Below are 23,450 nucleotides of genomic sequence, written 5' to 3'. Positions count from 1 at the left end.
TTATTTATTCTCCGGCTCTTCGCTGTATCCGTTAAAAAATTCTGACAATGCATCCAATGTCTTGATGAGTACCGGCAATTCTTTTTCATCCAATTTGTCCAAAATTGCCTCTGTCATCTGTCTGTGATAATCTGCATGGTGGTGGTAAGCACGTTCTCCACGCTCTGTCAATTTCACAAATACAACTCTTCTGTCTTTTTCGCTGCGCTGTCTGGTCACGTACTTTTTGTTCACAAGGCTGTTCATTGCTGTCGTTAATGTTCCGACCGTTACATTTAGCTTTCTGGCTATCGAAGACATATTGCCACCTTCTCCAAGTCCGATTGCCTCAATAACATGCATATCGTTGTTCGAAATATCTTTAAATTCTTCGGTAATGATGGCTTTTTCCTCTAAGCGCCATATCTCATTGATCAGCGAAACTAACGTGTCATTGATCACCTTGTAAGCATCTTCCATGTTTTATCCCTCTTCATTCCCTGGCACTTTCCTCCCGTGCCATTCCTTGGCTGCCTTCATTCAGGCAACTTCTCATACTTTTATTATATCCATCACTCCAGGCAGAATCAAGCCTTAAACAAATCTTGTATCACCTCTTCAACCGTTTCTATTTTCGTCGCCTTATATGCATTTGCACCACAAAATAAAAGTGCATCTTCCACTTCTCCTTTAGCAGCATGGATCAACGCATCTGTAATACAATACGGAATTTCTGCAGGATTGCATTTGTGCAGACATCCGTGACATGGACTGTGTGGGATTTTCTCACCGGCACGCACCTTTTTCTGAAATGTATTTAATATTGCCCGCCCCGGCATGCCCACCGGGCTTTTCACAATTACAATATCTTCTTTCTTTGCATCCAGATATGCCTGTTTATAACGAATATCCGCATCACATTCTTTCGTTGTCACAAACCTTGTTGCAACCTGTACGCCGTCCACTCCAAGTGCAAATGCTTCTTTCACTTTTGACGCATCATCTATACCGCCGGCGAGTACAACCGGAATTTCATGATCGCATTTTTCTTCGTAAATCTTCACTGTTTCCAGAATCTTTCTGACTTCATCTTCATATTTCTTTTTCCCTCGATTTTCAGATCCGCTATTTATAGAACCATGGCACAGATTTCCACATTCTGCTTCATACATTTCCAATTCTTCCACAGAAAATCCGAGGTGTCCACCTGCGAGCGGTCCTTCTATTACTACCAGATCTGGCTGCCGTTTATATTTTTTCTCCCAATATCTGAAAATCACACGTGCGGATTTTTCTGACGAAACGATCGGCGCAAGTTTCACCTGACTTGCTCCTGCTATTTTCGGCAGATCCATCGGAAGTCCTGCCCCGGAAATAATAAGATCTGCACCTGCCTGTATCGCCGCTTCTACATATTTTTCATAGTGGCGCATTGCTACCATGATATTAAAACCAATCACGCCGTCCGGCGCAATCTTTCTCGCTTTCTCGTATTCTTTCTGAATCGTTCTTAAATTGGCTTTTTCCGGATTCTGATCAAAATCCGCTTCTTTAAAACCAATCTGGGCGGCAGAGATAATCCCTATGCCGCCCACTTTTGCAACAGTTCCGGCAAGATTTCCAAGGCTGATCCCGATTCCCATTCCACCTTGTATCACTGGAACTTTTGCTGTCAAATTTCCTGTTTTTAATGGTTTATAGTCCATATTTTGCTCCTTAATGTGCAAATATCTGTGTTTCCTTACATCTTACGGAAACGCTGATATCTGTGTTCTGTCAGTTTTTGCTCCGGCATTTGCTCATAATTTTCTATAAACGCCTCTACTTTTCCCCGGAGCTGATCTGCAACCGGTTTCATCGTCTGTACCGTATATTGTTCCGGCTCTTCCAGCACACATTCAATCACGCCCATTTGCTTCAAATCATCTGCTGTCAGCTTCATCACTTTTGCCGCTTCTTTTGCTTTCGTGCTGTCTTTCCACAAAATGCTTGCAAATCCTTCCGGTGAAAGAATCGAATAAATGGAATTTTCCAGCATCCACACTTCATCTGCGACTGCCAGCGCAAGTGCTCCGCCACTTCCACCTTCACCGATCACAATTGAGAGTACCGGCGTTTTTAAACCGGAAAGTTCATATAAATTTCTCGCAATTGCTTCTCCCTGTCCACGTTCTTCTGCTTCCAGTCCACAAAATGCTCCCGGTGTATCTACAAAACAGATTACCGGACGGTGGAATTTTTCTGCCTGTTTCATAAGACGCAATGCTTTCCTGTAGCCTTCCGGGGATGGCATAGCAAAATTGCGCATAATATTTTCTTTGGTGTTCGTTCCTTTTTCCTGTGCGATCACAGTCACCGGTCGCTCTTTAAAATATGCGATCCCGCCAATGATTGCCGGATCATCTCCATAGAGACGGTCTCCGTGAAATTCTGTGAAGTCCTGGAACAGCATCCGTATGTAGTCACTGCCAACCGGACGGTTTTTCCTACGGGACAGAAGGACACGGTCCCATGCATTTATCTTCTGAGTCTGTGTCTTATCTACGATATCTTCTGAGTCCTTACTCTTTATCTCATCCGCTGTATGAACCGTCGTCTTACTTACTATCTTATCTGTTGCCCGGTCTACCGCCTGATCTCCTGTCTGACTTGCTGTCTCCCCTGCCGTCTTATCTATTGTATCTTCTATGTCAGTCTGCACTTTCCCGTGAAATTCCAGAATTCTGCCTAATGTTTCCCGCATCTTTGGACGTTCTACGATCTGGTCAATAAATCCATGCTCCAGCAGAAATTCCGAACGTTGGAAACCTTTTGGCAGTTTCTGTCCGATTGTCTGCTCAATCACACGCGGCCCTGCAAAGCCGATCAGTGCCTTTGGTTCTGCCAGTATAATATCTCCCAGCATTGCAAAACTTGCAGTTACACCACCGGTTGTTGGATCTGTCAGGACACTGATGTATAAAAGTCCCGCATCGCTGTGACGCTTCAATGCTGCGGATGTCTTCGCCATTTGCATAAGGGACACGATTCCTTCCTGCATTCTGGCGCCTCCGGAACATGCAAATATAATAACCGGCAATTCCTGCCTTGTGGCGCGTTCTACTGCTCTTGTAATTTTTTCTCCGACAATTTCTCCCATACTTGCCATCATAAATCTGCCATCGCAGACTGCCAGTACGGCGGGTTCTCCAAGAATCGTTGCTTTTCCTGTTACAACGGCTTCCCTAAGTCCTGTCTTTTCCTGCAGTTTTTCAATTTTTTCTTCATAGCCTTTATAATCAAGCGGATTCTCTGTCTGAAGATCCATATCCCACTCTTCAAAGGAATTTTCATCTGCGATCATTTCTATCCTGCGGTATGCATGCACACGGAAATACCCTCCGCATTTCGGGCAGATAAAATACTCTCTTTTTACATCTTCCGCTATGATTGCACCGCCGCATTTGTTGCATTTGCGCAATAATCCTTCCGGCACTTCCGGTTTTCTGCCACCCAGATGAATATAATTTTTTCTTCCAGAAATCTGCCTGGTCTTTTTAAACATATTGTCCAGTTTCATAAAATGTCACCTTTATTATCTCTATCTTTATGCTTTGTGTTACTGTGCTTTCACCTGCATATTTTCAATAAACCCAATGTCAATATTGCCTTTTAAATAATCCGGATGATGCAGAATCTCATACTGGTAATCTACATTTGTATCAATTCCTTCGATAATAATTTCCCCCAGTGCACTCTGCATTTTCCGAATGGCTTCTTTTCTGTTTTTTGCCCATACGACCAGCTTGGCAACCATGGAATCATAATATGGTGGAATCGTATATCCGCTGTAAATTGCTGAATCGATGCGGATTCCTTTGCCTCCCGGAAGATACATATCCGTAATTGTACCCGGAGACGGACGGAAGCCTTTTTCCGGATTTTCTGCATTGATCCGGCATTCAATTGCATGGCCGCTTAAGTGAACATCTTCCTGTTTATAAGAAAGTTTTTCCCCTGATGCGATCCGAATCTGCTCCTTGACCAGGTCAATCCCTGTAACCCATTCAGTCACCGGATGTTCCACCTGGATACGGGTATTCATTTCCATAAAATAAAAATTCCCGTTTTTCTCCAGCAGAAATTCAATCGTTCCGGCATTCTCATATCCGGCTGCTTTTGCCGCCGTAACTGCCGCATATCCCATCTTTTCCCGCAATTTGCTGTTAAGTGCAATCGACGGCGATTCCTCGATCATTTTCTGATGATTTCTCTGAATAGAGCAATCTCGTTCTCCCAGATGAATGACATTTCCATATTTGTCAGCAAGGATCTGAAATTCAATGTGTCTGGGATTTTCCACAAAATGTTCGATATACATTGTGTTATCCCCAAATGCCATCTCTGTTTCTTTCTGCGCTGTCTGAAATGCATTTTCAAACTCTTCCGGCGTATCTGCAACACGCATTCCTTTTCCGCCACCGCCAAGTGCTGCCTTGACAATGACCGGATAACCGATTTCGGCAGCTGTTTTTGCGCCTGTCTCTACATCATAAATTGCTTCTGTACTTCCCGGAATCACCGGTACACCAGCCGCTGTCATTGTATTTCTTGCTTCCTGCTTATTTCCCAGTCTCGAGATTACATCGGAATCCGGACCGATAAATGTAATGCCACAGTCTTCACATAATTTTGCAAATTTACTATTCTCGGATAAAAAACCAAATCCCGGATGAATGGCATCTGCACCGGTTATAATAGTTGCGCTGATAATGCGGTCCATGCTCAGATAACTGTCTTTCGACGGAGCCGGACCGATGCAGACTGCTTCATCTGCAAGTTTTGTATGTAATGCTTCTTTATCTGCTTCTGAATACACCGCAACCGTTTCAATTCCCATTTCCCGGCACGCACGAATGATGCGAACTGCGATCTCCCCGCGGTTTGCGATCAGAATTTTCTTAATCATACATGCTCACCTATCCAATCATAAATGTCAATTCTGCACTTGCAACAACTTTACCGTCTACACTTGCAACTGCCTCTCCGACACCTACCGGACCTTTCTTTTTAATGATCCGTGTCTCTAATTTTAATTTGTCACCCGGCAGTACCTTTCCGCGGAATTTACATTTATTTATTCCGCCGAAAAATGCAATCTTTCCTTTATTTTCCGGTACACTCAAAATCGCAACCGCACCTGCCTGTGCCAGAGCTTCAATCTGCAATACTCCCGGCATGACCGGCTGTCCCGGGAAATGTCCGGCGAAAAAGTCTTCCCTGTAAGTTACACATTTATATCCAATGGCATATTCGCCCGGCTCATAATCTTCAATGTAATCCAGAAGTAAAAATGGATGTCTGTGTGGAATAATTTCCTGAATTTCTGCTATATCTAAATGTTTCATCTGTTCCTCCTGTGAGACTCTTTTTCCTAAATAATGCGGAATAATGGCTGTCCGTATTCTACCGGTGCTCCGTTCTCTACCAGAACTTCCGCAACTGTTCCATCGTAGTCACTCTCAATCTCATTCATCAGTTTCATCGCTTCTACGATCGCCAGCGTCTGTCCTTTTTTCACCGTATCTCCGATTTGTACAAATGCTTCCGCATCTTCCGCAGGTGCTACATAAAAAGTTCCGACAAGCGGGGATGCAACTACTTTTCCCGCCGGCACGTTTTCTTCATTTACATTTTCTTTGCCTGTACCGGTACTTTGAATATCCTTTTCATTTCTGCCTGCCGTAAGAGCTACCGTTTCAGATGTCAGTGCCTCTGATACCTGGATCGTCTGCACTTTTCTTTCTTTTTTACTGAGTTTTATCTTCACACCATTTTCTTCATATTTCAGTTCGGTCAGACCAGATGCTGACACGGACTCAATCAATGTAATCAGATTCTGAAATTCCATGTTATTCTCTCGCTTTCCAGTATTATCCTTCATAACGTTTCAACAACAGTGTTGCATTATGTCCACCAAATCCCAGTGAATTGGTCAGCACATAATTTACGTCTTTCTCTACCGGCGCACCCACTGCATAATCCAGATCACACTCTTCATCTGTCTCGGTAGTTCCCACTGTCTGATGGATAAATCCATCCTGTATCGTTTTCACACAGACGACACACTCTACGCCACCTGCTGCTCCTAATAAATGTCCGATCATAGATTTGGTCGAATTTACCACTACATTTTTAGCTGCTTCATCTCCAAGTGCCAGCTTAATTGCGCGTGTTTCAAACAGATCATTGTGATGTGTACTTGTCCCGTGTGCATTGATATAATCAATCTGCTCCGGCGTTACATTTCCTTCTTCCATTGCAAGTTCCATCGCTTTGGCCGCACCGCTTCCGTCTTCTGCCGGTGAAGTAATGTGGTAGGCATCTCCGGTTGCTCCATATCCTGCGATTTCCGCATAAATCTTCGCGCCTCGTTTTTTGGCATGTTCCAGTTCCTCCAAGAACACCACTCCCGCGCCTTCACCAAGTACGAATCCATCCCTGTTTTTGTCAAACGGAATGGATGCGCGCATTGGATCTGTTGATGTAGACAATGCTGTCAGACTTGTAAATCCTGCTACTCCGGTCGGACAGATACAACTCTCTGTTCCACCTGCCACCATAACATCTGCATCGCCGTACTGGATTGCGCGGAATGCATCACCGATACAGTTTGTCCCAGATGCACATGCAGTCACAACATTCGTACATTTTCCGCGGAATCCAAGCTGAATCGAAACATTTCCTGCTGCCATATTGGAAATCATCAGTGGCACCATTAACGGATTCACACGTCCCGGTCCGCGGGTTTTGATTTTATCGTATTCTTTCTCTACTTCCTGCAGGCTTCCGATTCCGGAACCAATGATCACACCTGCACGGAACGGATCTTCTTTTGTAATATCAAATCCTGCATCCTCACATGCCTCTTTTGCAGCTGCCACTGCATACTGGGAAAATGGTTCCATTCGCTTTGCAGCTTTAAAATCCATCCGCTCTTTTGCTACGAAATCTTTCACTTCAGCTGCGATCTTCACTTTATAATCTGTGGTATCGAATTTCGTAATCTCTCCGATCCCGACTTTTCCTTCTTTAATTCCCATCCAGAACTCTTCCACCGTATTTCCAATCGGAGTTACTGCGCCAAGTCCGGTCACTACTACTCGTCTCTTCAAATCCTTTTCTCCTTTATGCCATTACACACTTGTATCTTTATCACGTCTGTAATCACTGCCATGCTTTTTTTCTTCCTGCTTACATCACCATGCCGCCGTCCACATGGAGCACTTGTCCGGTAATATAAGCTGCATCAGAGGACGCAAGAAATGCGACTGCAGATGCTACCTGCTCCGGCGAACCGAATTTCCCAAGTGGAATCTGCGATACTGATGCTTCTTTTACTTTTTCCGGGAGCACTGCTGTCATGTCCGTCTCAATAAATCCCGGTGCAACTGCATTGACTGTGATTCCTCTGGATGCCAGTTCTCTTGCTGTCGCTTTTGTCAGTCCGATCACGCCTGCTTTCGATGCAGCATAATTTGCCTGTCCGGCATTTCCTGTCACGCCTACAACGGATGCCATGTTAATGATCCTTCCACTTCTCTGTTTCAACATCTGACGTGCCGCAAACCGGATCGTGTGAAAAGCACCTTTTAAATTTGTATCGATCACCCTGTCAAAATCTTCTTCTGACATTTTCATCAGCAGGCCATCTCTTGTAATTCCTGCATTGTTTACAAGAATATCCATACTTCCTTCTGTCTTTATTACATCCTGTATAAATGTCTGACATGCACCATAATCTGAAACATCACACCGGTAAATCACTGCTTTTCCGCCTTCTGTTTCAATCTGCGTCTGCACTTCTTTCGCTTTTTCTTCTGAACCGTTGTAATTGATCACAACTTTTGCTCCCTGGGATGCCAGTTTTAACGCAATTGCTTTCCCGATTCCGCGGGATGCGCCTGTGACAACCGCCACTTTTCCTTCCAGCATATATATCCTCGCTTTCTGCCTGTTTTATATGAACCTGTTTCAAATTTTTCTGTCTGTTTTTTTGTATAAACCTGTTCCAATTTTTTCTGTTATTTTCCGGAAAGCATTTCTGCAACTTTATCAACATCTTCCCATGCCGCTACATTGTATACGGCAACATCCCGGTTGATCTTACGAAGAAATCCTGCCAGCGTTCTTCCCGGACCGATCTCCACAAATGTATCGACACCATCGGCGATCATCTGCTCTACACTCTGCATCCAGCGGACCGGTGCACTTACCTGTTCCTTTAACAGTGCCTTTGTTTCTCTGATGTCCTCTACTTTTTTCGCAGTTACATTTGTATAGTACGGAATGGCAAGCGGATGTAATTCTGTCTGTTCTAATTCTTTTTCCAGCTCTTCACCTGCCGGTTTCAGCATCGGCGAATGAAATGGTCCGCTTACATTTAAAAGAATGGTCCGTTTTGCACCTGCTTCTTTTAATTTCTCCGCTGCTTTTTCTACACTGTTTTTTTCGCCCGTAATAACAATCTGTCCCGGACAGTTATAATTTGCGACCGTTACACCGGAAATGTCTGCAATGACATTTTCAATCTTCTGCGCATCCAGCGCCATCACTGCACACATGGCTCCTTCGCCCGCCGGCACCGTATTCTGCATCAGTATTCCTCTTTTTCTGACTAAACGGATGGCATCCTGATCTGTCATTCCGCCAGCCACAGCAATGGCTGTATATTCTCCCAGGCTCAGACCGGCTGTTACATCCGGTTTTACACCTGCATTTTCCAATACTCTCTCCATAGCAAGGCATGTTGTCACCATTGCCGCCTGTGTATATTCTGTAACGTCAAGCTTCTCATTTTTTTCAAAGCAAAGCGCCTTCATATCTATTCCCAGATGTTCTGCTGCTTCATCGTAAATCTTCGCCGCCAGTTCGCTGTTTTCATAAAAATCAGCTCCCATTCCGGCTTTCTGCGCTCCCTGTCCTGGAAAGATAAATGCTGTTTTACTCATAAAATCCTTTCCCTCCGATCAATTCATCGGTCTCTTTCACCAGTTTCTGGATCAATGCCTGACAGGACATTCTTTCTTTTACCATTCCTGCAATCTGGCCTGCCATGACACTTCCATTTTTCACATCTCCGTCTACAACTGCTTTTCTTAAACCTCCAAGTGTCAGATGTTCCAGTTCTTCGAAGCCTGCACCCTTATTTTCCAATTCTATATATTTCTTTGTCATATCATTGCGAAGTGCTCGCACCGGATGTCCGGTCGTTCTTCCTGTCACACGAGAATCAATATCCTTCGCTTTGATAATCCGCTCTTTGTAATTATCGTGTACCTGCGACTCATCTGTGACTACGAAATGCGTCCCCATCTGTACACCTTCTGCGCCCAGCATGAATGCTGCTGCAATTCCTCTTCCATCTGCGATCCCTCCGGCTGCGATCACCGGAATCTTCACCGCATCTGCGATCTGCGGGACAAGTACCATCGTTGTATTTTCTCCGATATGTCCGCCGGCTTCGCATCCTTCTGCTACGACTGCATCTGCACCGCAGCGTTCCATTCTCTTCGCAAGTGCGACAGAAGCAACCACCGGAATGACCTTCACGCCGGCTTCTTTCCACATTTTCATATATTTTTCAGGACTGCCCGCTCCTGTTGTCACAACTTTTACGCCTTCTTCAACAATCACTCTGGCTACTTCATCTGCATATGGACTCATCAGCATAATATTGACTCCAAATGGCTTGTCAGTCAGCTTCTTTGCTTCTCTGACCTGCTCTCTTACCCAGTCAGCCGGAGCAGATGCAGCACCTATGATACCAAGACCTCCGGCATTTGAAACGCCAGCCGCCAGATGGTATTCTGCCACCCATGCCATACCGCCCTGAATAATCGGATATTCGATTTCTAATAATCTGGTTACTTCTGTCTGCATAGTTCAACCTCACTTACTTATTTGTACTTTGTGCCACTTGTTTTATTTATGTGCTTCGATATATTTCACAACATCTCCAACTGTTACGATCTGTTCCAGATCTTCTGTCGGGATTTCAATTTCAAATTCCTCTTCCAGTCCCATGACCATCTCAAAAAGGTCAAGAGAATCCGCTCCCAGATCTTCTTTGAAAGAAGAGTTCTCTGTAATTTTGCTTTCTTCCACTCCAAGGTTTTCTGCTACTAACGCTTTAATTTTCTCTAACATATGTCTGTTCTCCTTCATCTTCATTATTTTTCTGTTCTTATAAATACTGCTGGGAGATCTTCTAAGCAGTCTTCTCTTTGATGTCATGTTCTCCCGGCGTTTTATATAAAGGTGGAATTTTCCAGCCCTTTATATCTCTGTGATATTTCGACCTTATACGGTCGCCTGCCGAAACTGCACTGAATGATTATTCCAAATGCTGTGACCACTGAATGATTGTCGCACCCCATGTCAGTCCTGCGCCAAAGCCGGCAAGTACAATTTTACTGCCACTCTTTAATTTCCCTTTACGGTTACATTCGTCCAGCAAAATCGGGATACTGGCAGAAGATGTATTGCCATACTCCTTAAGATTCATTGGGAATTTTTCTATCGGTTCATCCAGTCTCCTGGCAACCGCTTCAATGATTCTTCGATTTGCCTGGTGCAAAATATAGCATGCGATGTTTTCTTTCTTTAATTTGTTCTTTTCGAGCGTCTCCGTTATGACTTCCGGCACTTTTTTTACAGCAAATTTAAATACTGCCTGTCCGTCCATCTGCATGAAATGCTCTTCATCAAATACTGTTTCCTTATCGATCTTTTTTGTAAGACCATTTGCATCATGTCTGCTCTTTAGCGTAAGTGCTTTTCCGCTTTTTCCATCGGAATGTGTCACCGGAAAATACATTCTGTCTGTCGTTATTTCCTCATTCTGTGCGTCATACGCCTGTACAACCGCCGCTCCCGCTCCGTCTCCGAATAAAATGCATGTCCCGCGATCTTCCCAATTTGTCAGATTCGACAGGCTCTCACTTCCAATAACCAGTACTGTCCGATACATTCCTGCCGCAATATAAGCTGCTGCCGTATTATATGCCAGTACAAATCCGGTACATGCTGCGCTTAAATCAAAACAAGTTGCATTTAACGCACCTATTTCTTTCTGCACTTCACATGCTGCACACGGAAGTATTACATTCGAAGAAATTGTTGATACAAGGATCAGATCTACTTCTTCCGGTCTGACATTTGCATTTTCCAGTGCACGCTTTCCTGCCTCTGCTGCCATTGATACGGTTGTCTCATTCGTGATAATGTGCCGCCTTGCCACGCCGGTGCGTTCCTGAATCCATTCATCACTGGTTTCCACTAATTTTGCAATGTCGTTATTATCCATACAATATGACGGGATATAAGAACCCGTTCCTGTTATTCTTCCAATCATGTTCATTCCTCTGTATATTTCCGCCGGAAGACAGATCGTGACATCGCATTTTATCTCCGACGAATTATTTTGACTTTCAAAGTATATATTCTTTTCCTTTGTTTGTCAAGTATTTTGATATTCAAATTATATTGCCCTGAAAAATTACCCCACCGCCGGTCAGGAGATATTTCCAAAACCTGCGGTGGGGTTGAACTGTATGTACACATCAACCAATTAAGGTCTCTGTCCCATTCCACCTTCCAATGTAATTGTCTCACCATTCATATATTTAAAATCCGGAGAAGCAAGCTGTACGCATGCACGTCCGATTTCTTTCTCAACGTCTCCGTAGTGTCCTGCCGGCGGCATCTTAACATTTGCCTTAAATGCGTCAGGATATGCTTTCTGGAAGTTCTCTAACTGTGCTGTCCATGCAAGCGGGCAAACAATATTGACATTGATTCCATCTGCTCCCCATTCTGTTGCTGCAACTCTTGTAAGTCCACGGATACCTTCTTTTGCAGCCGCATATGCACACTGTCCATAGTTACCAAACAATCCTGCTCCGGAAGCGAAATTGATTACTGAACCTTTAGTCTCTTTCAGGTAAGGATAGCATGCTTTCATATAATAGAATACTGCATAAAGTCCGGAATATACTGCAAGGTCAAACTGCTCTGTTGTGTGATCTGCAAGTGTTACACCCGAAGCAGATGCCTGTGCATTGTTGATCAGTACATCAATTCTTCCAAATTTGTCAACTGCCTGTTTTACTACATTCTGAACTGCCGCCTGATTGTCTGCTCCAGCGTTCACATCTGCCTGTACCGGCAGCACTTCAATTCCGTATAATCTCTCTAATTCTTCTTTTGCATCTTCCAGCTTCTTTACATTTCTTCCGGTAATAACAAGATTAGCGCCCTCTTTTGCATAAGCAGTTGCAATACCATATCCGATCGATCCGCAACTTCCATCACTTAATACAGCGCGTCCTCCTCCTGTAATGATTGCTGTTTTTCCTGTTAAAAATCCCATAGTTTTAACTCCTTTCTGTGCGTTATGTCTTTCCTGATCCATACCTTCTGTCACGGCACCTGCAAGTTATCTCTCCTGCACTGTGGAGTGGTCTTCTTCTCGTCCTTTCGAGTTCCCCCTTAAGCAGCTTCATATCCTGGCTGCACACTTCCCGAAATGGGCAACTGCGCTTCCCCAGCGCGAAAGGTATAAGAGTATAATAGCAAATTGCTTCAGCAAATTCAATATACAATTTCGTTTATTTTCAGTCATATTTGTTAATTTTTTGCTAATCTTTCTTATTGTTAGAAAATTACCATTTGAATACTTATTTATTCCATCCCCACCTGAATATCTGCTTTATTTTTCTTTTCATTTGTCCCCCGGCTTGTTACAATAAGGTATGATGTCAGGGTTAAAAGTCTGAAAACACGATATGCTTACACAAGAGCGGTTTTATGGCTTTATGACCCGTCTCGATATGAGCATAAAAAGAAAGCGTTAGCTTCATGATATGCGAATATGGGGTAGAATTTAAGAAAAGATGAGGTAACAAAATGAAATTAATGATTGCATCCGATATTCACGGTTCAGCTTATTACTGCAAAAAAATGCTGGAAGCATATAAAAAAGAAGAAGCAGACCGTCTGCTTCTTCTTGGCGATATTTTATATCATGGACCACGTAACGATCTTCCGAAAGATTATAACCCAAAGGAATGTATCGCTATGTTGAATCCGATGAAAGAACATCTGCTCTGTGTCCGTGGGAACTGCGATACAGAGGTTGACCAGATGGTTCTGGAATTCCCGATCCTTGCCGACTACTGTTTCCTGGAACTGGATGGACATACGATTTTCGCCACCCATGGTCATCATCACAATCCGAAGAATCCACCGATGTTAAAAAAAGGTGACATTCTTTTAAACGGACACACACACATTCCGGCACACCAGGATAATGGAACTTTCATTTACATGAATCCGGGATCTGTCTCTATTCCAAAGGAAAATTCTGCACATGGGTATATGATCTATGACGGTGAATTCCACTGGAAAAAACTTGATGGGGCAGAGATTCCTATGCCACTCCAAAAGGTTTAATAATAATTTAAAATAAAAAATAGACCGCGTCCAACCTCATTGTCTGGCACGATCTATTTTTTTCTTAATTTTTCTGTTCTTTCTTAAACACTCTTCTATATAAATTACGCATTCCACTGACTAACAGTGTCAGATAACGAAGTACCGGTTCTGTTGCAATGGAAAAAATCACAAACAACATAATGCATTTTTCTGACATTCCTGTGATTGCAAACAGCTTTGGCAGGAAGATACTGCAGAGAATGAGACCTGTCATGGACCCAATCCACACAATTCCGCGCAGAAGATTCAAAGGCTGACAGATCCGGTACAATATCATAAATCCAACAACCGCAAGCAGCATAGTTGCTGCTGTCGAAATAGCCGTTGCTCCAACTCCGAATTCCTGCCCAAACACAACCAGTGCCCCAACTGCAAGTACATCCGTAAGCCCCGCCGGAAGTGCTTTTAATACAACATTTGTAAGAAAATGTCCTTTAATAATATCTTTATTCGGCTGGAACGCAAGGAAAAATCCCGGTATTCCGATCGTAAACATACTGATCAGCGAAACCTGTGATGGTTTCAGCGGATAAGAAATCATAAATACAACCGAGAACAATGACAACAGGAAGGAGAATATGTTCTTTACAAGGAACAGACTCGCTGATCTCTGGATATTATTTACTACACGTCTTCCTTCCAATACAACTGATGGCATACAGGCAAAATTGGATTCCAGAAGCACAACCTGTGATGCCTGTACCGCAGCGTCACTTCCGGATGCCATTGCAACGCTACAATCCGCATCCTTTAATGCCAGTACATCATTTACTCCGTCTCCCGTCATTGCTACGGTTCTTCCCTGGGCTTTCAAAGCCTGTACAAACTGACGCTTCTGCGCCGGTGTAACACGTCCAAACACAGTATATTCCGCAATCGCTTCCGCTGTCTCTTCTTCTGTCCGAAGCGTAGACGCATCAATATAACGATCTGCATTTTTAATTCCTGCTTCTTTTGCAACCTCAGAAACCGTCAATGGGTTATCACCGGAAATAACTTTCACATCTACTCCCTGCTCTGCAAAATAGGCAAATGTTTCCGGTGCCTCCTGACGGATTGGATTTGCCAGAAGAATATAGCCGTAAGGAATCACCTTATCTCTCAGACGTTCTCCGTCCAGTTCTCCTTCGTATTTACCAAACAATAGCACACGATATCCTTTGCCGGCATATTTCTGGACCTCATCCCTGCACTGGTCATAATCTTTCCGAAGCACCAGTTCCGGTGCGCCAAGTACATAATTATTCTCTGTGCCATCCTTTTCCTTCAAACACACTGCACTGTATTTCACTGCGGATGTAAAAGGAAATACCTTCACCACGTTTCGTCCGTTTCTATCCTGGAAATACTCTTTCAGTGCCGCCATTGTTGCATTATCATTGCTCATGGCTTTTGCAAAATCTCCAATTAACGTACGGAGCTCTTTTTCATCTGGTTTTCCTGCTGACTTTTTCTCACCGATTTCTTTTTCTTCGGTTTCTTCTTTTTCTTCATTATCTTTTTCATCTGCTGTAACTGCTACCAGTTGCTTCACACACATAGATGGTTCGGTAATCGTTCCTGTCTTATCGACGCATAATACATCTACACGCGCAAGTGTCTCGATACTCTTCATGTCATGCAGCAATACTTTCTTGCTGGCAAGTCTCATGGAACTTACTGCCAGCGCAACACTTGCAAGCAAGTATAAACCTTCCGGGATCATACCGATCACAGCTGCTACCATAGATGTAATACTTGACCGGAACGGATCATGGTTCATAAAGAAGCTCTGCACAAATAAAACAATTCCAATCGGGATCAACGCAATTCCGACAAATTTGACCAGTTTGTCAAGAGAACGGATCATCTCCGACTGTTCACCCTGTTGCATCTGCTTTGCTTCCAGAGTCAGTTTTGAAATATACGAATCAGCACCAACTGCATCCAGTCTTGCATGACACTGACCTGCCACAACAAAGCTTCCCGACATCAGTGAGTCTCCTTTTTGCTTCGTAATCTCATCCGATTCTCCGGTAAGCAACGACTCATTGACCTGCACCTCGCCTGCCACAACAATCGCATCTGCCGGTATCTGATTTCCCGCTTTAAAAATTACAATATCATCCAGAACAAGCTCCTGTGCATCTACTCTGGATATCTTACCGTCTCTTACCACACTGGCATGCGGTGCATTTAACATATTCAGATTATCCAGTACTCTTTTTGCGCGGACTTCCTGTATGATACCGATCAATGTATTAAAAATAATAACCGGAAGAAATGTCAGATCTCTGAACGCTCCGACAAGGCAAAGTAAAATTGCCAGTACGAGAAAAATCAGGTTAAAATAAGTAAATACATTCTCATGTATTATTTCTCCTGTTGTCTTTGACGGCGGATCTACCGCTATATTCGACCAGCCATCTGCTCTGTGCTTAGCCACCTGTGCCGCTGAAAGCCCGATCTCATAATCCGGCTCGTAACGGTCTGTAGTTCTCTTTCTAACACCTGTTTTTGTAAATGTTTCTGTTATTCCTTCATCAAAAGGTTCGTCCTTATAGCCTTTATTTTTATAGTAATTCTGTCTTTCTTTTTTATATTTCCAACCGGCGGGCTTTTTTCTTTTCATTTAGTCCCTGCCTCCTTTTATTTTATGTTAGGATTAAAAATGCCATACGAATTGTTCCGTACTGTATACTCCTACAATTCTCCCCAATCTTCTATATCATCTTAGCACATTTTTCCATCTGCAAATCTAAAGATTCTGTGAATAGTTTCTTAGTTTTATCATAACATACTTTAAAATATTATCACAAAATATCTTTTGACTATCTGTCCATTCTTCGTTATAATCGTAAAAGCAAATAGAAAAGGAGACAGAACATCTATGAATTTCAATCAGATTACCATGTTATCAAAAATGAAAAATGCCATGGAAACATTTCGCCGGAATCATCCAAAATTCCCATTGTTTTTGAATGCCGTATCACAGGATGCTCTTGTAGAAGGAACTATTATTGAAATAAATGTAACTACACCAGAAGGAAAAAACTACTGTACTAACGTAAAATTAAAAAGCAGCGATCTTGAATTAATGGAAACCTTGAAAAATATGAACTCTTAAGACCTGTTGTTTCTGTCGGGCAATGCTAAAGTGAGCTACAAAGCCTGCCGCTGACAGTTTTCTCCGGATATTAGGGCAATACAAAAACAGCACCGCAATATCTTTCTGAGGAATTCCCTCATTTTCAGATATTACCGTGCTGTTTTTTATTACTACATTTATAGTCTGACTTTTAGCTATATATGAAGAATCTGTCACTGACATTCTTCAAAAACGACATAACACTTCAGACTCCCACTTTTTTACAGATATCTGCCAGACAGCATCTGTCACAGTGTGGCGTTGTCCGTGCTGTACAGACTTCTCTTCCGTGATATACAAGACGATGGCAGAGCTCACTTCCTTCTTCCGGAGGGATGATCTTCCATAGTTCCATCTCTACTTTCTTCGGATCTTTGATTCCATCTACCAGTCCGATCCGGTTAGACAGCCGGATACAGTGTGTATCTGTAACGATCGCAGGTTTTCCAAACACATCTCCCATAATCAGGTTTGCGCTTTTACGCCCAACACCTGGAAGTTTCAGAAGCGCTTGAAAATCATCCGGTACATTTCCGTCGTATTGTTCATCCAGAATCTTCATGCAAGCGCTGATATCTCTTGCCTTACTTTTGCCAAGTCCGCATGGTCTGACAATTTCTTCAATCTCTTCCGGTGAAGCCTGTGCCAGCGCTTTCACCGTCGGATACTTATCATACAATGTTTCAACGACTATATTCACTCTGGCATCCGTACACTGTGCGGCAAGTCTCACACTTACCAGTAGCTTCCATGCCTGATCATAGTCCAATGTACAGTCCGCATCCGGATATCTCTTTTTCAAACGTTCTATTACTTCAAGTGCTCTTTGTTTTTTTGTCATTCTGTCTGCTCCTTCTTGCTGCCATCACTAATCATCTGTAATCTTGGAATGATGTATTACATACCCAGTTTTTCTGCAACAGCCTGTCCTGCCGGTGTGCCTGCGACACCACCGATACCCGTCTCACGAAGAGTAACATCCATCTTATCTCCAACATCTTTCATTGCATCAATCACCTGATCGATCGGGATCTTACTTGTAATTCCAGCCAGCGCCATATCTGCAGCTGCCAGTGCATTCACTGCACCTCCGACATTTCTCTTCACACATGGGACTTCTACCAGTCCCGCTACCGGATCGCATACCAGTCCCATCAGATTCTTAAGCGCCATTGCACATGCATTGGCGATCACTTCACTGTTGCCACCACGTACATGACAGATTGCACCTGCTGCCATTCCGGAGCCGGAACCGATCTCAGCCTGACATCCACCTGATGCACCTGCAAGATATGCTCTGTTGGCTATGATCTGTCCCAGACCTGCTGCTACATATAATGCTTCTATCATCGTTTCCTCCGGCACCTGATACTCTCTGTAATAAGTAACAAGAACTGCCGGAAGTACACCACATGCTCCAGCAGTCGGTGCTGCTACTATTCTCTTCATGCATGCATTATTACAGCCCATTTTCAATGCATTTGCCATAACTTTTGCCATAAAATCGCCACATAACGGTTTCTCATTCTCTCTGTAGGCATCCATCTGACCGCCGTCTTTTCCGACCATTCCACTTTGTGAAACCAGATTCTCTTCATAGGCATCCAGGTTTTCCAGCATAGACTGCCACATACCTGTCATCTGTTTCCAGGAGTTCTCCAGTGTAACTCCTCTTTCATTTGCATCTTCTATCTGTACAGCCTTCCAGAATGGAATGCCATCTTTTTTGCAGCGTAGCTGCGCTTCTTCCATTGATTGATATGACATACGCTTCTATCTCCTTTTACTATTCTTACTCTACTCCGTTCGGATCCAGGAATTTTACCCGGATAATTCCCGGCTTACTCTCCAGATCTTCGATTGCTTCCTTCGGAATCACCTGATCTGTCTCAACAACCATTACCGCACAGCCTCCACGTTTATCGCGAAATACCTGCATTGTCGCAATATTAATCTCCGCTTTGGAAAGTGCTGCTGATACATCCATGATCCGTCCAGGTTCATCTATATTTCGAATAATCAAAGTGCATGTCTCACCGCTGAAATTCACGTCTATTCCATCCAGCTTGCAGACTTTGATACGACCACCACCGATGGAATGTGCCTGCATCTTCATCGTCGGAACACCTTCTGCTTCCATCACAATCTGTGCTGTATTCGGGTGTGCACCTTTAATGTCCTTGTTCTCAATTGTAAATTCCATGCCTTCTTCTTTTGCTACATCAAAGCTTACCGGAATCCGCATATCGTCTGGCAGCATCCCCAATAATCCTGCGATCAGTGCTTTGTCCGTTCCGTGTCCTTTCCCCGTTGCAGCAAATGAGCCATGCAGATATACTGTAGCTTTCTCTGGCTGTCTCCCGAACAATTGTCTTGCAATAAGACCGATACGCGCTGCACCTGCTGTGTGGGAGCTTGATGGACCGATCATAACCGGTCCTAAAATGTCAAAGATATTTCCCATTTTTTTACCCTCTCTTTTCTATTTTTTGACACATATCTACTTCTTATTATACGTTTTCTCACCTCTCTTTACAATCTTTTTCTGTACGCCGTTCTACTTATTTTCTTTCTCTTTTTTGTTATAAAAATCACATAATTTCCACCGCACTTTCCACTCCTGTATTCATCTATTTTGACACTGCAAACTTGTAAACAAAGTCATGATATGCTAACATTGAAGTCAGTCTGAAAAAGGGAGTGTATGACCTATGAACAAGAAAGAAGTACTGGAAATCCGCAAGCAGTTCACGCCGGAAAACTGTGCAATTACACGTATTTGCGGCTGCTATGTGGATCACGAGAAAGAAAAAAAGACAGAACTGAAAAAGGCTTTTCTTTCCATGCCGGAAGAAGAAGCCCTCAAATATTTTGATATTTTCAAACATACGTTATCCGGAACACTTGGGAAAAATCTGATGAACATGGAATTTCCGACAGAGCAGGAGATGCCGGGGGGAACGCAGGAATTTCTCTTAAAGCTCCGTGACAGCAAGCTTACCGATGACCTTCTGGTTGAGGAATTTTACGATAAGGTCATTGAAAATTATATTTACCCGGAAAATTATTACATCATACTGATCCATGCGGTCTATGATGTGCCGGGCAAATCTTCAGACGGTCTGGAGATGTTCGATGCTTCCGATACTGTATATGAACATATCATGTGCAGTATCTGTCCAGTAAATCTTACCAAAGCGGGACTTACATACAATGCAGAGACGAACAATATTGAAGACCGTATCCGCGACTGGTTTGTGGAATTACCTGTCAAAGGTTTCCTCTTCCCGGCATTTAATGACCGCGCAAGTGATCTTCACGGAGTTCTGTATTACTCCAAGAAACCAGAAGAGCTGCAGCCGGACTTCATTGAAAATGTTCTCGGAAGCCAGATCCCACTTACCGCAAAAGATCAGAAAGCATCTTTCCAAACGATCATCAGTGACACACTGGGGGAAGATTGTGATTATGAAGTTGTAAGAAATATTCACGATAATCTGAATGAAATGATCGAAGAAGCCAAAGAAACACCGGAACCGCTAGAACTCGGCAAACCGGAAATGAAGAATCTTCTTGCCAGAAGCGGCGCTTCCCAGGAACATCTCGAAACTTTCGATGAGGAGTTTGAGGAAGTGGTCGGCGAAAAACAGACATTACTTGCCGCCAATATTGCAAGCACAAAGACTTTCCAGATTGAAACTCCGGATATTGTTCTGAAAGTAAACCCGGAGCGGTCTGATCTCGTTGAAACCCGAGAAATTGACGGGCGGAAATGTCTCGTTATTCCGATTGATGAACATCTGGAAGTCAATGGAATTGAAGTCCATTAAGCATGGGATAAAAAGTATGGACTTTCGTTTTGCAATTGAGTGCAAATAAAAATTTTCATATTTTTTCAAATAATACAAAAAAACATTTGCATTATCTGCCAGAATGTGATATTATACTTTTTGTCAGCGAGCGGAGATGGCGGAATGGCAGACGCGCTAGATTCAGGTTCTAGTGGGAGTTAATCCTGTGAGGGTTCAAGTCCCTTTCTCCGCACTAGCGATAAGAACTCTTGAGTAATCAAGAGTTCTTTTGTTATTGCAACGAAGCAAATGCATCCTATTTGCATGACAGCATTTAACGACCGCTAATCAGAGCAAGATTCTCGAGAGCATATCTTATCTCTGTGTATACGATGAGCCAAGTACAGATTTGTGCTTGCACAAGGATCCGTATTTGGCGAACAAAACAAAAGACTTCACCCTGGGCACGCCCAAAAATGAAGTCTTTTTCGTTCCCTTACTATTTTCCTGCGAAACTTATTTAATAGCATCTCTCCATGTTGCAGGCTCGAACTTGTCCTGGATTGGGATCAGTCTCTGATCAACATCGATCTGTAATACAGAGTTGAAATTATTTGTTGCCATCATCTGGCATGCAAATCCAACAATAACTACGATCTCTTTGTCAGTGTAATATTTCTTTAACTCTGTAAATGTCTCGTCAGATACTTTTGTAGGGTTCTTAACGATCTGCTCTGCAAGACTCTTCAGAAGTGCTTCTTTCTCAGTTGGTTCAAAGTTAGATGGATCAATTCCGATCTCTGCTAAATCGCTTACGAAGAATAAGGAGCACAGAAGGCATCCGTTTGTTGATGATACAGAATGTGCATAAACAATTGCTGCACGCTGTCCAATAATTTCAACCAGTCTGTTCCATGATGTATACCATCCCATAAATGCGTCATATGTTGCATAATCCTGAAGCAGTGCTTCTTTCATATTTGTTAATTTTCCCTGATTCTTTAACTCAAGATAAGCTTCCAGTTCTTTTCCTGTAGCTTCTTTTTCATTTGTAAATGCTACTCTTGCCATTTCTTAATGCCCTCCATTTTTATAACATATTCTTTCAGTAGGTTTATAGGAACATAATACTACTTTCCACATTTTCCGTCAATCATAATTCACATTTTCTCACTTTTTTGTTTGTTTTTTTGGTGTTTTGACAAATGTATTTCTGTTAAAACGATGTAAATTTACTTTATTACATATAAAAGCACTTGCGCCTCATTATCGAAAAGGCTATAATATTCTACGGGAGATTTTGCAATTTTCGCAATAATTCCAACAATCATTTCTAAAATTATTTTAAAGGCAGGTGAACAGCATGGACGGTTGTGATAGTCACGGGCGAAGTAAGAATATAGAATCGGAAACAAGCAACAGTCGATGCTGTTGTTTTCTATAATTTTTGATTCTATTTTCCATGCCCTGATTTTCATTTCTTAAGACAGCACAAATTCATTTCTTAAGGATATTTAAACAACTGAAAATCACACAGCAACTTGGAGGTAAAAATGGAAAATAAAACACAGAATTACACACCGGAGATTCTAAAAATCATCCGGAGCAACACCTCTCCGGGGATTATGCGAAACAAACTGGAAGACTACCACGAGAATGATCTCGCAGAAGTTTTTCCGGAACTGACCATAAAAGAGCGTGTCAAACTTTGTCGTATTCTCGACCTGGATATGCTTTCTGATATCTTTGAACACACCGATGAAAAAGAAGCAGCAGAATATTTGAATGAAATTGATGTCAAAAAAGCGGCATTAATTTTGTCTGCAATGGAAACAGATGCCGTTGTAGATGTTTTGCAGATGGTTCCAAAAGACAAAAAGAATCTTTTTATCGAACTGATGGATGATGATGCCAGAAAAGACATCGCCGTTATTGCTTCTTTCGACGAGGAAGAAATCGGTAGCAAAATGACAACCAACTGCATCATGATCCGTGAAAATCTCACGGTCAAGCAGGCAATGAGCAGCCTTATTGACCAGGCGGCAAAAAATGATAATATTTCTACTATATTTATGGTGACAGACAAACAGACTTTTTATGGTGCTATGGATCTGAAAGATCTGATCATCGCAAGACAGGATCAGCCGTTGGAAGACTTGATCGTAACGTCTTATCCTTATGTATATGGAAATGAACTGATTGATGATTGTATTGAAAAGTTAAAAGATTATTCCGAGGATTCTATCCCGATTCTTGACAATGAAAACAAACTGCTAGGTGTCATCACATCCCAGAGTATGGTAGACCTGGTTGATGACGAGATGGGTGAAGACTATGCAAAGTTCGCCGGATTGACCGCTGAAGAAGATTTGAAAGAGCCATTGCGCGAGAGTATTAAAAAGCGACTTCCGTGGCTTCTGGTTCTGTTAGGTCTTGGCATGGTTGTTTCTTCTGTTGTCGGATTATTTGAAACAGTTGTAAGCCAGCTTACATTAATTATGTGTTTCCAGTCACTGATTTTGGATATGGCCGGAAATGTCGGTACACAATCGCTTGCTGTTACGATTCGTGTCCTCATGGACGAGTCATTAACCGGAAAACAAAAATTTGAACTTGTATTAAAAGAAATGAAAATTGCATTTTCCAATGGTTTTATCCTTGGTGTTCTGTCCTTTGTATTAATTGGATTGTATATTGCACTTTTCAAAGGAAAGAGTTTCCTGTTCGCCTATGCAGTCTCCGGCTGTATCGGTGCTTCACTGTTATTGGCAATGGTTATTTCCGGCGCCGTTGGCACATGTATTCCTCTCTTCTTCAAGAAAATACATGTCGATCCGGCTGTCGCATCCGGGCCACTTATTACAACCGTCAACGACCTTGTTGCCGTCGTATCCTATTACGGACTTAGTTGGATCCTTTTAATCAACCTGATGCATTTAGCAGGTTAGAAAAGGGGACGGGGATTTTCTAAAAAGGGACAGGTGCAACCGCAAAAGGGGACGGGGATTTTCTAGAAA

Annotated in this window: 22 protein-coding genes and 1 tRNA gene; 5 read left to right on the top strand and 18 right to left on the bottom strand. The window is 42.8% G+C overall.

The features are described 5' to 3' along the window. The 13 genes from DXC04_RS07935 to DXC04_RS07875 form a co-directional block, all read right to left on the bottom strand. On the bottom strand, positions 1 to 459 hold the full coding sequence (locus DXC04_RS07935) for a MarR family winged helix-turn-helix transcriptional regulator (protein ID WP_021859721.1): 459 nt from the start codon (positions 457 to 459) through the stop codon (positions 1 to 3). Between the two features lie 107 nt (positions 460 to 566). Further along, positions 567 to 1,685: an NAD(P)H-dependent flavin oxidoreductase gene (locus DXC04_RS07930; RefSeq protein WP_118660689.1), complete on the bottom strand. Its 1,119-nt coding sequence runs from the start codon at positions 1,683 to 1,685 to the stop codon at positions 567 to 569. A gap of 35 nt (positions 1,686 to 1,720) precedes the next feature. Further along, the gene (locus DXC04_RS07925; protein ID WP_118660687.1) at positions 1,721 to 3,538 is read right to left on the bottom strand and encodes an acetyl-CoA carboxylase carboxyltransferase subunit alpha; all 1,818 of its coding nucleotides are present in this window, start codon (positions 3,536 to 3,538) and stop codon (positions 1,721 to 1,723) included. A 39-nt stretch (positions 3,539 to 3,577) separates the two neighbouring features. Then, on the bottom strand, positions 3,578 to 4,927 hold the full coding sequence (locus tag DXC04_RS07920) for an acetyl-CoA carboxylase biotin carboxylase subunit (protein WP_117537851.1): 1,350 nt from the start codon (positions 4,925 to 4,927) through the stop codon (positions 3,578 to 3,580). A gap of 10 nt (positions 4,928 to 4,937) precedes the next feature. Next, on the bottom strand, positions 4,938 to 5,366 hold the full coding sequence (fabZ, locus tag DXC04_RS07915) for a 3-hydroxyacyl-ACP dehydratase FabZ (protein ID WP_021859717.1): 429 nt from the start codon (positions 5,364 to 5,366) through the stop codon (positions 4,938 to 4,940). 26 nt (positions 5,367 to 5,392) lie between these two features. Continuing rightward, the gene (gene accB, locus DXC04_RS07910; RefSeq protein WP_330426444.1) at positions 5,393 to 5,902 is read right to left on the bottom strand and encodes an acetyl-CoA carboxylase biotin carboxyl carrier protein; all 510 of its coding nucleotides are present in this window, start codon (positions 5,900 to 5,902) and stop codon (positions 5,393 to 5,395) included. Continuing rightward, positions 5,892 to 7,133: a beta-ketoacyl-ACP synthase II gene (gene fabF / locus DXC04_RS07905; protein WP_021859715.1), complete on the bottom strand. Its 1,242-nt coding sequence runs from the start codon at positions 7,131 to 7,133 to the stop codon at positions 5,892 to 5,894. The genes accB and fabF overlap by 11 nt, the downstream gene beginning before the upstream one ends. A 79-nt stretch (positions 7,134 to 7,212) precedes the next feature. Continuing rightward, on the bottom strand, positions 7,213 to 7,953 hold the full coding sequence (fabG, locus tag DXC04_RS07900) for a 3-oxoacyl-[acyl-carrier-protein] reductase (protein ID WP_118288419.1): 741 nt from the start codon (positions 7,951 to 7,953) through the stop codon (positions 7,213 to 7,215). An 89-nt stretch (positions 7,954 to 8,042) separates the two neighbouring features. Continuing rightward, the gene (gene fabD / locus DXC04_RS07895) at positions 8,043 to 8,969 is read right to left on the bottom strand and encodes an ACP S-malonyltransferase (RefSeq protein WP_117537849.1); all 927 of its coding nucleotides are present in this window, start codon (positions 8,967 to 8,969) and stop codon (positions 8,043 to 8,045) included. Beyond that, positions 8,962 to 9,900 (bottom strand): enoyl-[acyl-carrier-protein] reductase FabK, encoded by a 939-nt coding sequence (fabK, locus tag DXC04_RS07890; RefSeq protein WP_021859712.1) that lies wholly within the window; start codon positions 9,898 to 9,900, stop codon positions 8,962 to 8,964. Before fabK ends, fabD begins: the two co-directional genes overlap by 8 nt. A gap of 42 nt (positions 9,901 to 9,942) precedes the next feature. After that, a complete protein-coding gene (locus DXC04_RS07885) occupies positions 9,943 to 10,167 on the bottom strand; it encodes an acyl carrier protein (RefSeq protein WP_021859711.1) in 225 nt (74 codons plus the stop codon). A 187-nt stretch (positions 10,168 to 10,354) separates the two neighbouring features. Beyond that, positions 10,355 to 11,374: a beta-ketoacyl-ACP synthase III gene (locus DXC04_RS07880; protein WP_118288418.1), complete on the bottom strand. Its 1,020-nt coding sequence runs from the start codon at positions 11,372 to 11,374 to the stop codon at positions 10,355 to 10,357. Between the two features lie 216 nt (positions 11,375 to 11,590). Then, complete coding sequence (locus tag DXC04_RS07875; protein WP_021859709.1) at positions 11,591 to 12,391, bottom strand: SDR family NAD(P)-dependent oxidoreductase; 801 nt, start codon at positions 12,389 to 12,391, stop codon at positions 11,591 to 11,593. Positions 12,392 to 12,927: 536 nt separating this feature from the next. Here DXC04_RS07875 and yfcE point away from each other — a divergent pair. Further along, positions 12,928 to 13,473 (top strand): phosphodiesterase, encoded by a 546-nt coding sequence (yfcE, locus tag DXC04_RS07870; protein ID WP_118288417.1) that lies wholly within the window; start codon positions 12,928 to 12,930, stop codon positions 13,471 to 13,473. 64 nt (positions 13,474 to 13,537) lie between these two features. Here the strand turns inward: yfcE and DXC04_RS07865 are convergent, their stop codons facing one another. After that, positions 13,538 to 16,126 (bottom strand): cation-translocating P-type ATPase, encoded by a 2,589-nt coding sequence (locus tag DXC04_RS07865; RefSeq protein WP_118660685.1) that lies wholly within the window; start codon positions 16,124 to 16,126, stop codon positions 13,538 to 13,540. 258 nt (positions 16,127 to 16,384) lie between these two features. Between DXC04_RS07865 and DXC04_RS07860 the strand changes: the two genes are divergently transcribed. Next, positions 16,385 to 16,621, top strand: coding sequence for a hypothetical protein (locus DXC04_RS07860; protein ID WP_118519924.1), 237 nt, complete (start codon positions 16,385 to 16,387; stop codon positions 16,619 to 16,621). A gap of 226 nt (positions 16,622 to 16,847) precedes the next feature. On the opposite strand, the gene DXC04_RS07855 is transcribed toward DXC04_RS07860, so the two are convergent. From DXC04_RS07855 to sdaAB, 3 genes are read right to left on the bottom strand one after another with little or no spacing between them, the layout of a single operon-like run. Then, positions 16,848 to 17,483, bottom strand: a complete 636-nt coding sequence (locus tag DXC04_RS07855) for an endonuclease III domain-containing protein (protein WP_021859705.1) — start codon at positions 17,481 to 17,483, stop codon at positions 16,848 to 16,850. Between the two features lie 56 nt (positions 17,484 to 17,539). Continuing rightward, positions 17,540 to 18,409 carry an L-serine ammonia-lyase, iron-sulfur-dependent, subunit alpha gene (gene sdaAA / locus DXC04_RS07850; RefSeq protein WP_021859704.1) on the bottom strand — a complete coding sequence of 290 codons (870 nt, stop codon included), beginning with the start codon at positions 18,407 to 18,409 and terminating at the stop codon, positions 17,540 to 17,542. Positions 18,410 to 18,434: 25 nt separating this feature from the next. Next, positions 18,435 to 19,106 carry an L-serine ammonia-lyase, iron-sulfur-dependent subunit beta gene (gene sdaAB, locus DXC04_RS07845; protein WP_118288414.1) on the bottom strand — a complete coding sequence of 224 codons (672 nt, stop codon included), beginning with the start codon at positions 19,104 to 19,106 and terminating at the stop codon, positions 18,435 to 18,437. A 247-nt stretch (positions 19,107 to 19,353) separates the two neighbouring features. Between sdaAB and DXC04_RS07840 the strand changes: the two genes are divergently transcribed. Continuing rightward, entirely contained in the window at positions 19,354 to 20,472 is a 1,119-nt protein-coding gene (locus DXC04_RS07840) for a DUF4317 domain-containing protein (RefSeq protein WP_118660683.1), read from the top strand. Between the two features lie 130 nt (positions 20,473 to 20,602). Continuing rightward, positions 20,603 to 20,686, top strand: a tRNA-Leu gene (locus DXC04_RS07835). Positions 20,687 to 20,949: 263 nt separating this feature from the next. Here DXC04_RS07835 and DXC04_RS07830 read toward each other — a convergent pair. Further along, positions 20,950 to 21,504: a carboxymuconolactone decarboxylase family protein gene (locus DXC04_RS07830; protein WP_021859701.1), complete on the bottom strand. Its 555-nt coding sequence runs from the start codon at positions 21,502 to 21,504 to the stop codon at positions 20,950 to 20,952. Positions 21,505 to 21,986: 482 nt separating this feature from the next. On the opposite strand from DXC04_RS07830, the gene mgtE reads away from it, so the two are divergent. Next, the gene (mgtE, locus tag DXC04_RS07825) at positions 21,987 to 23,381 is read left to right on the top strand and encodes a magnesium transporter (RefSeq protein ID WP_118660681.1); all 1,395 of its coding nucleotides are present in this window, start codon (positions 21,987 to 21,989) and stop codon (positions 23,379 to 23,381) included. The last annotated feature ends 69 nt before the right edge of the window (positions 23,382 to 23,450 follow it).

Source organism: Dorea sp. OM07-5, from assembly GCF_003481355.1.
GTDB classification, from domain to species: Bacteria; Bacillota; Clostridia; order Lachnospirales; family Lachnospiraceae; genus Dorea_D; species Dorea_D hominis.
The sequence above is the reverse complement of the archived record's forward strand: the minus strand, read 5'-3'. Positions and strand labels throughout refer to the sequence as shown.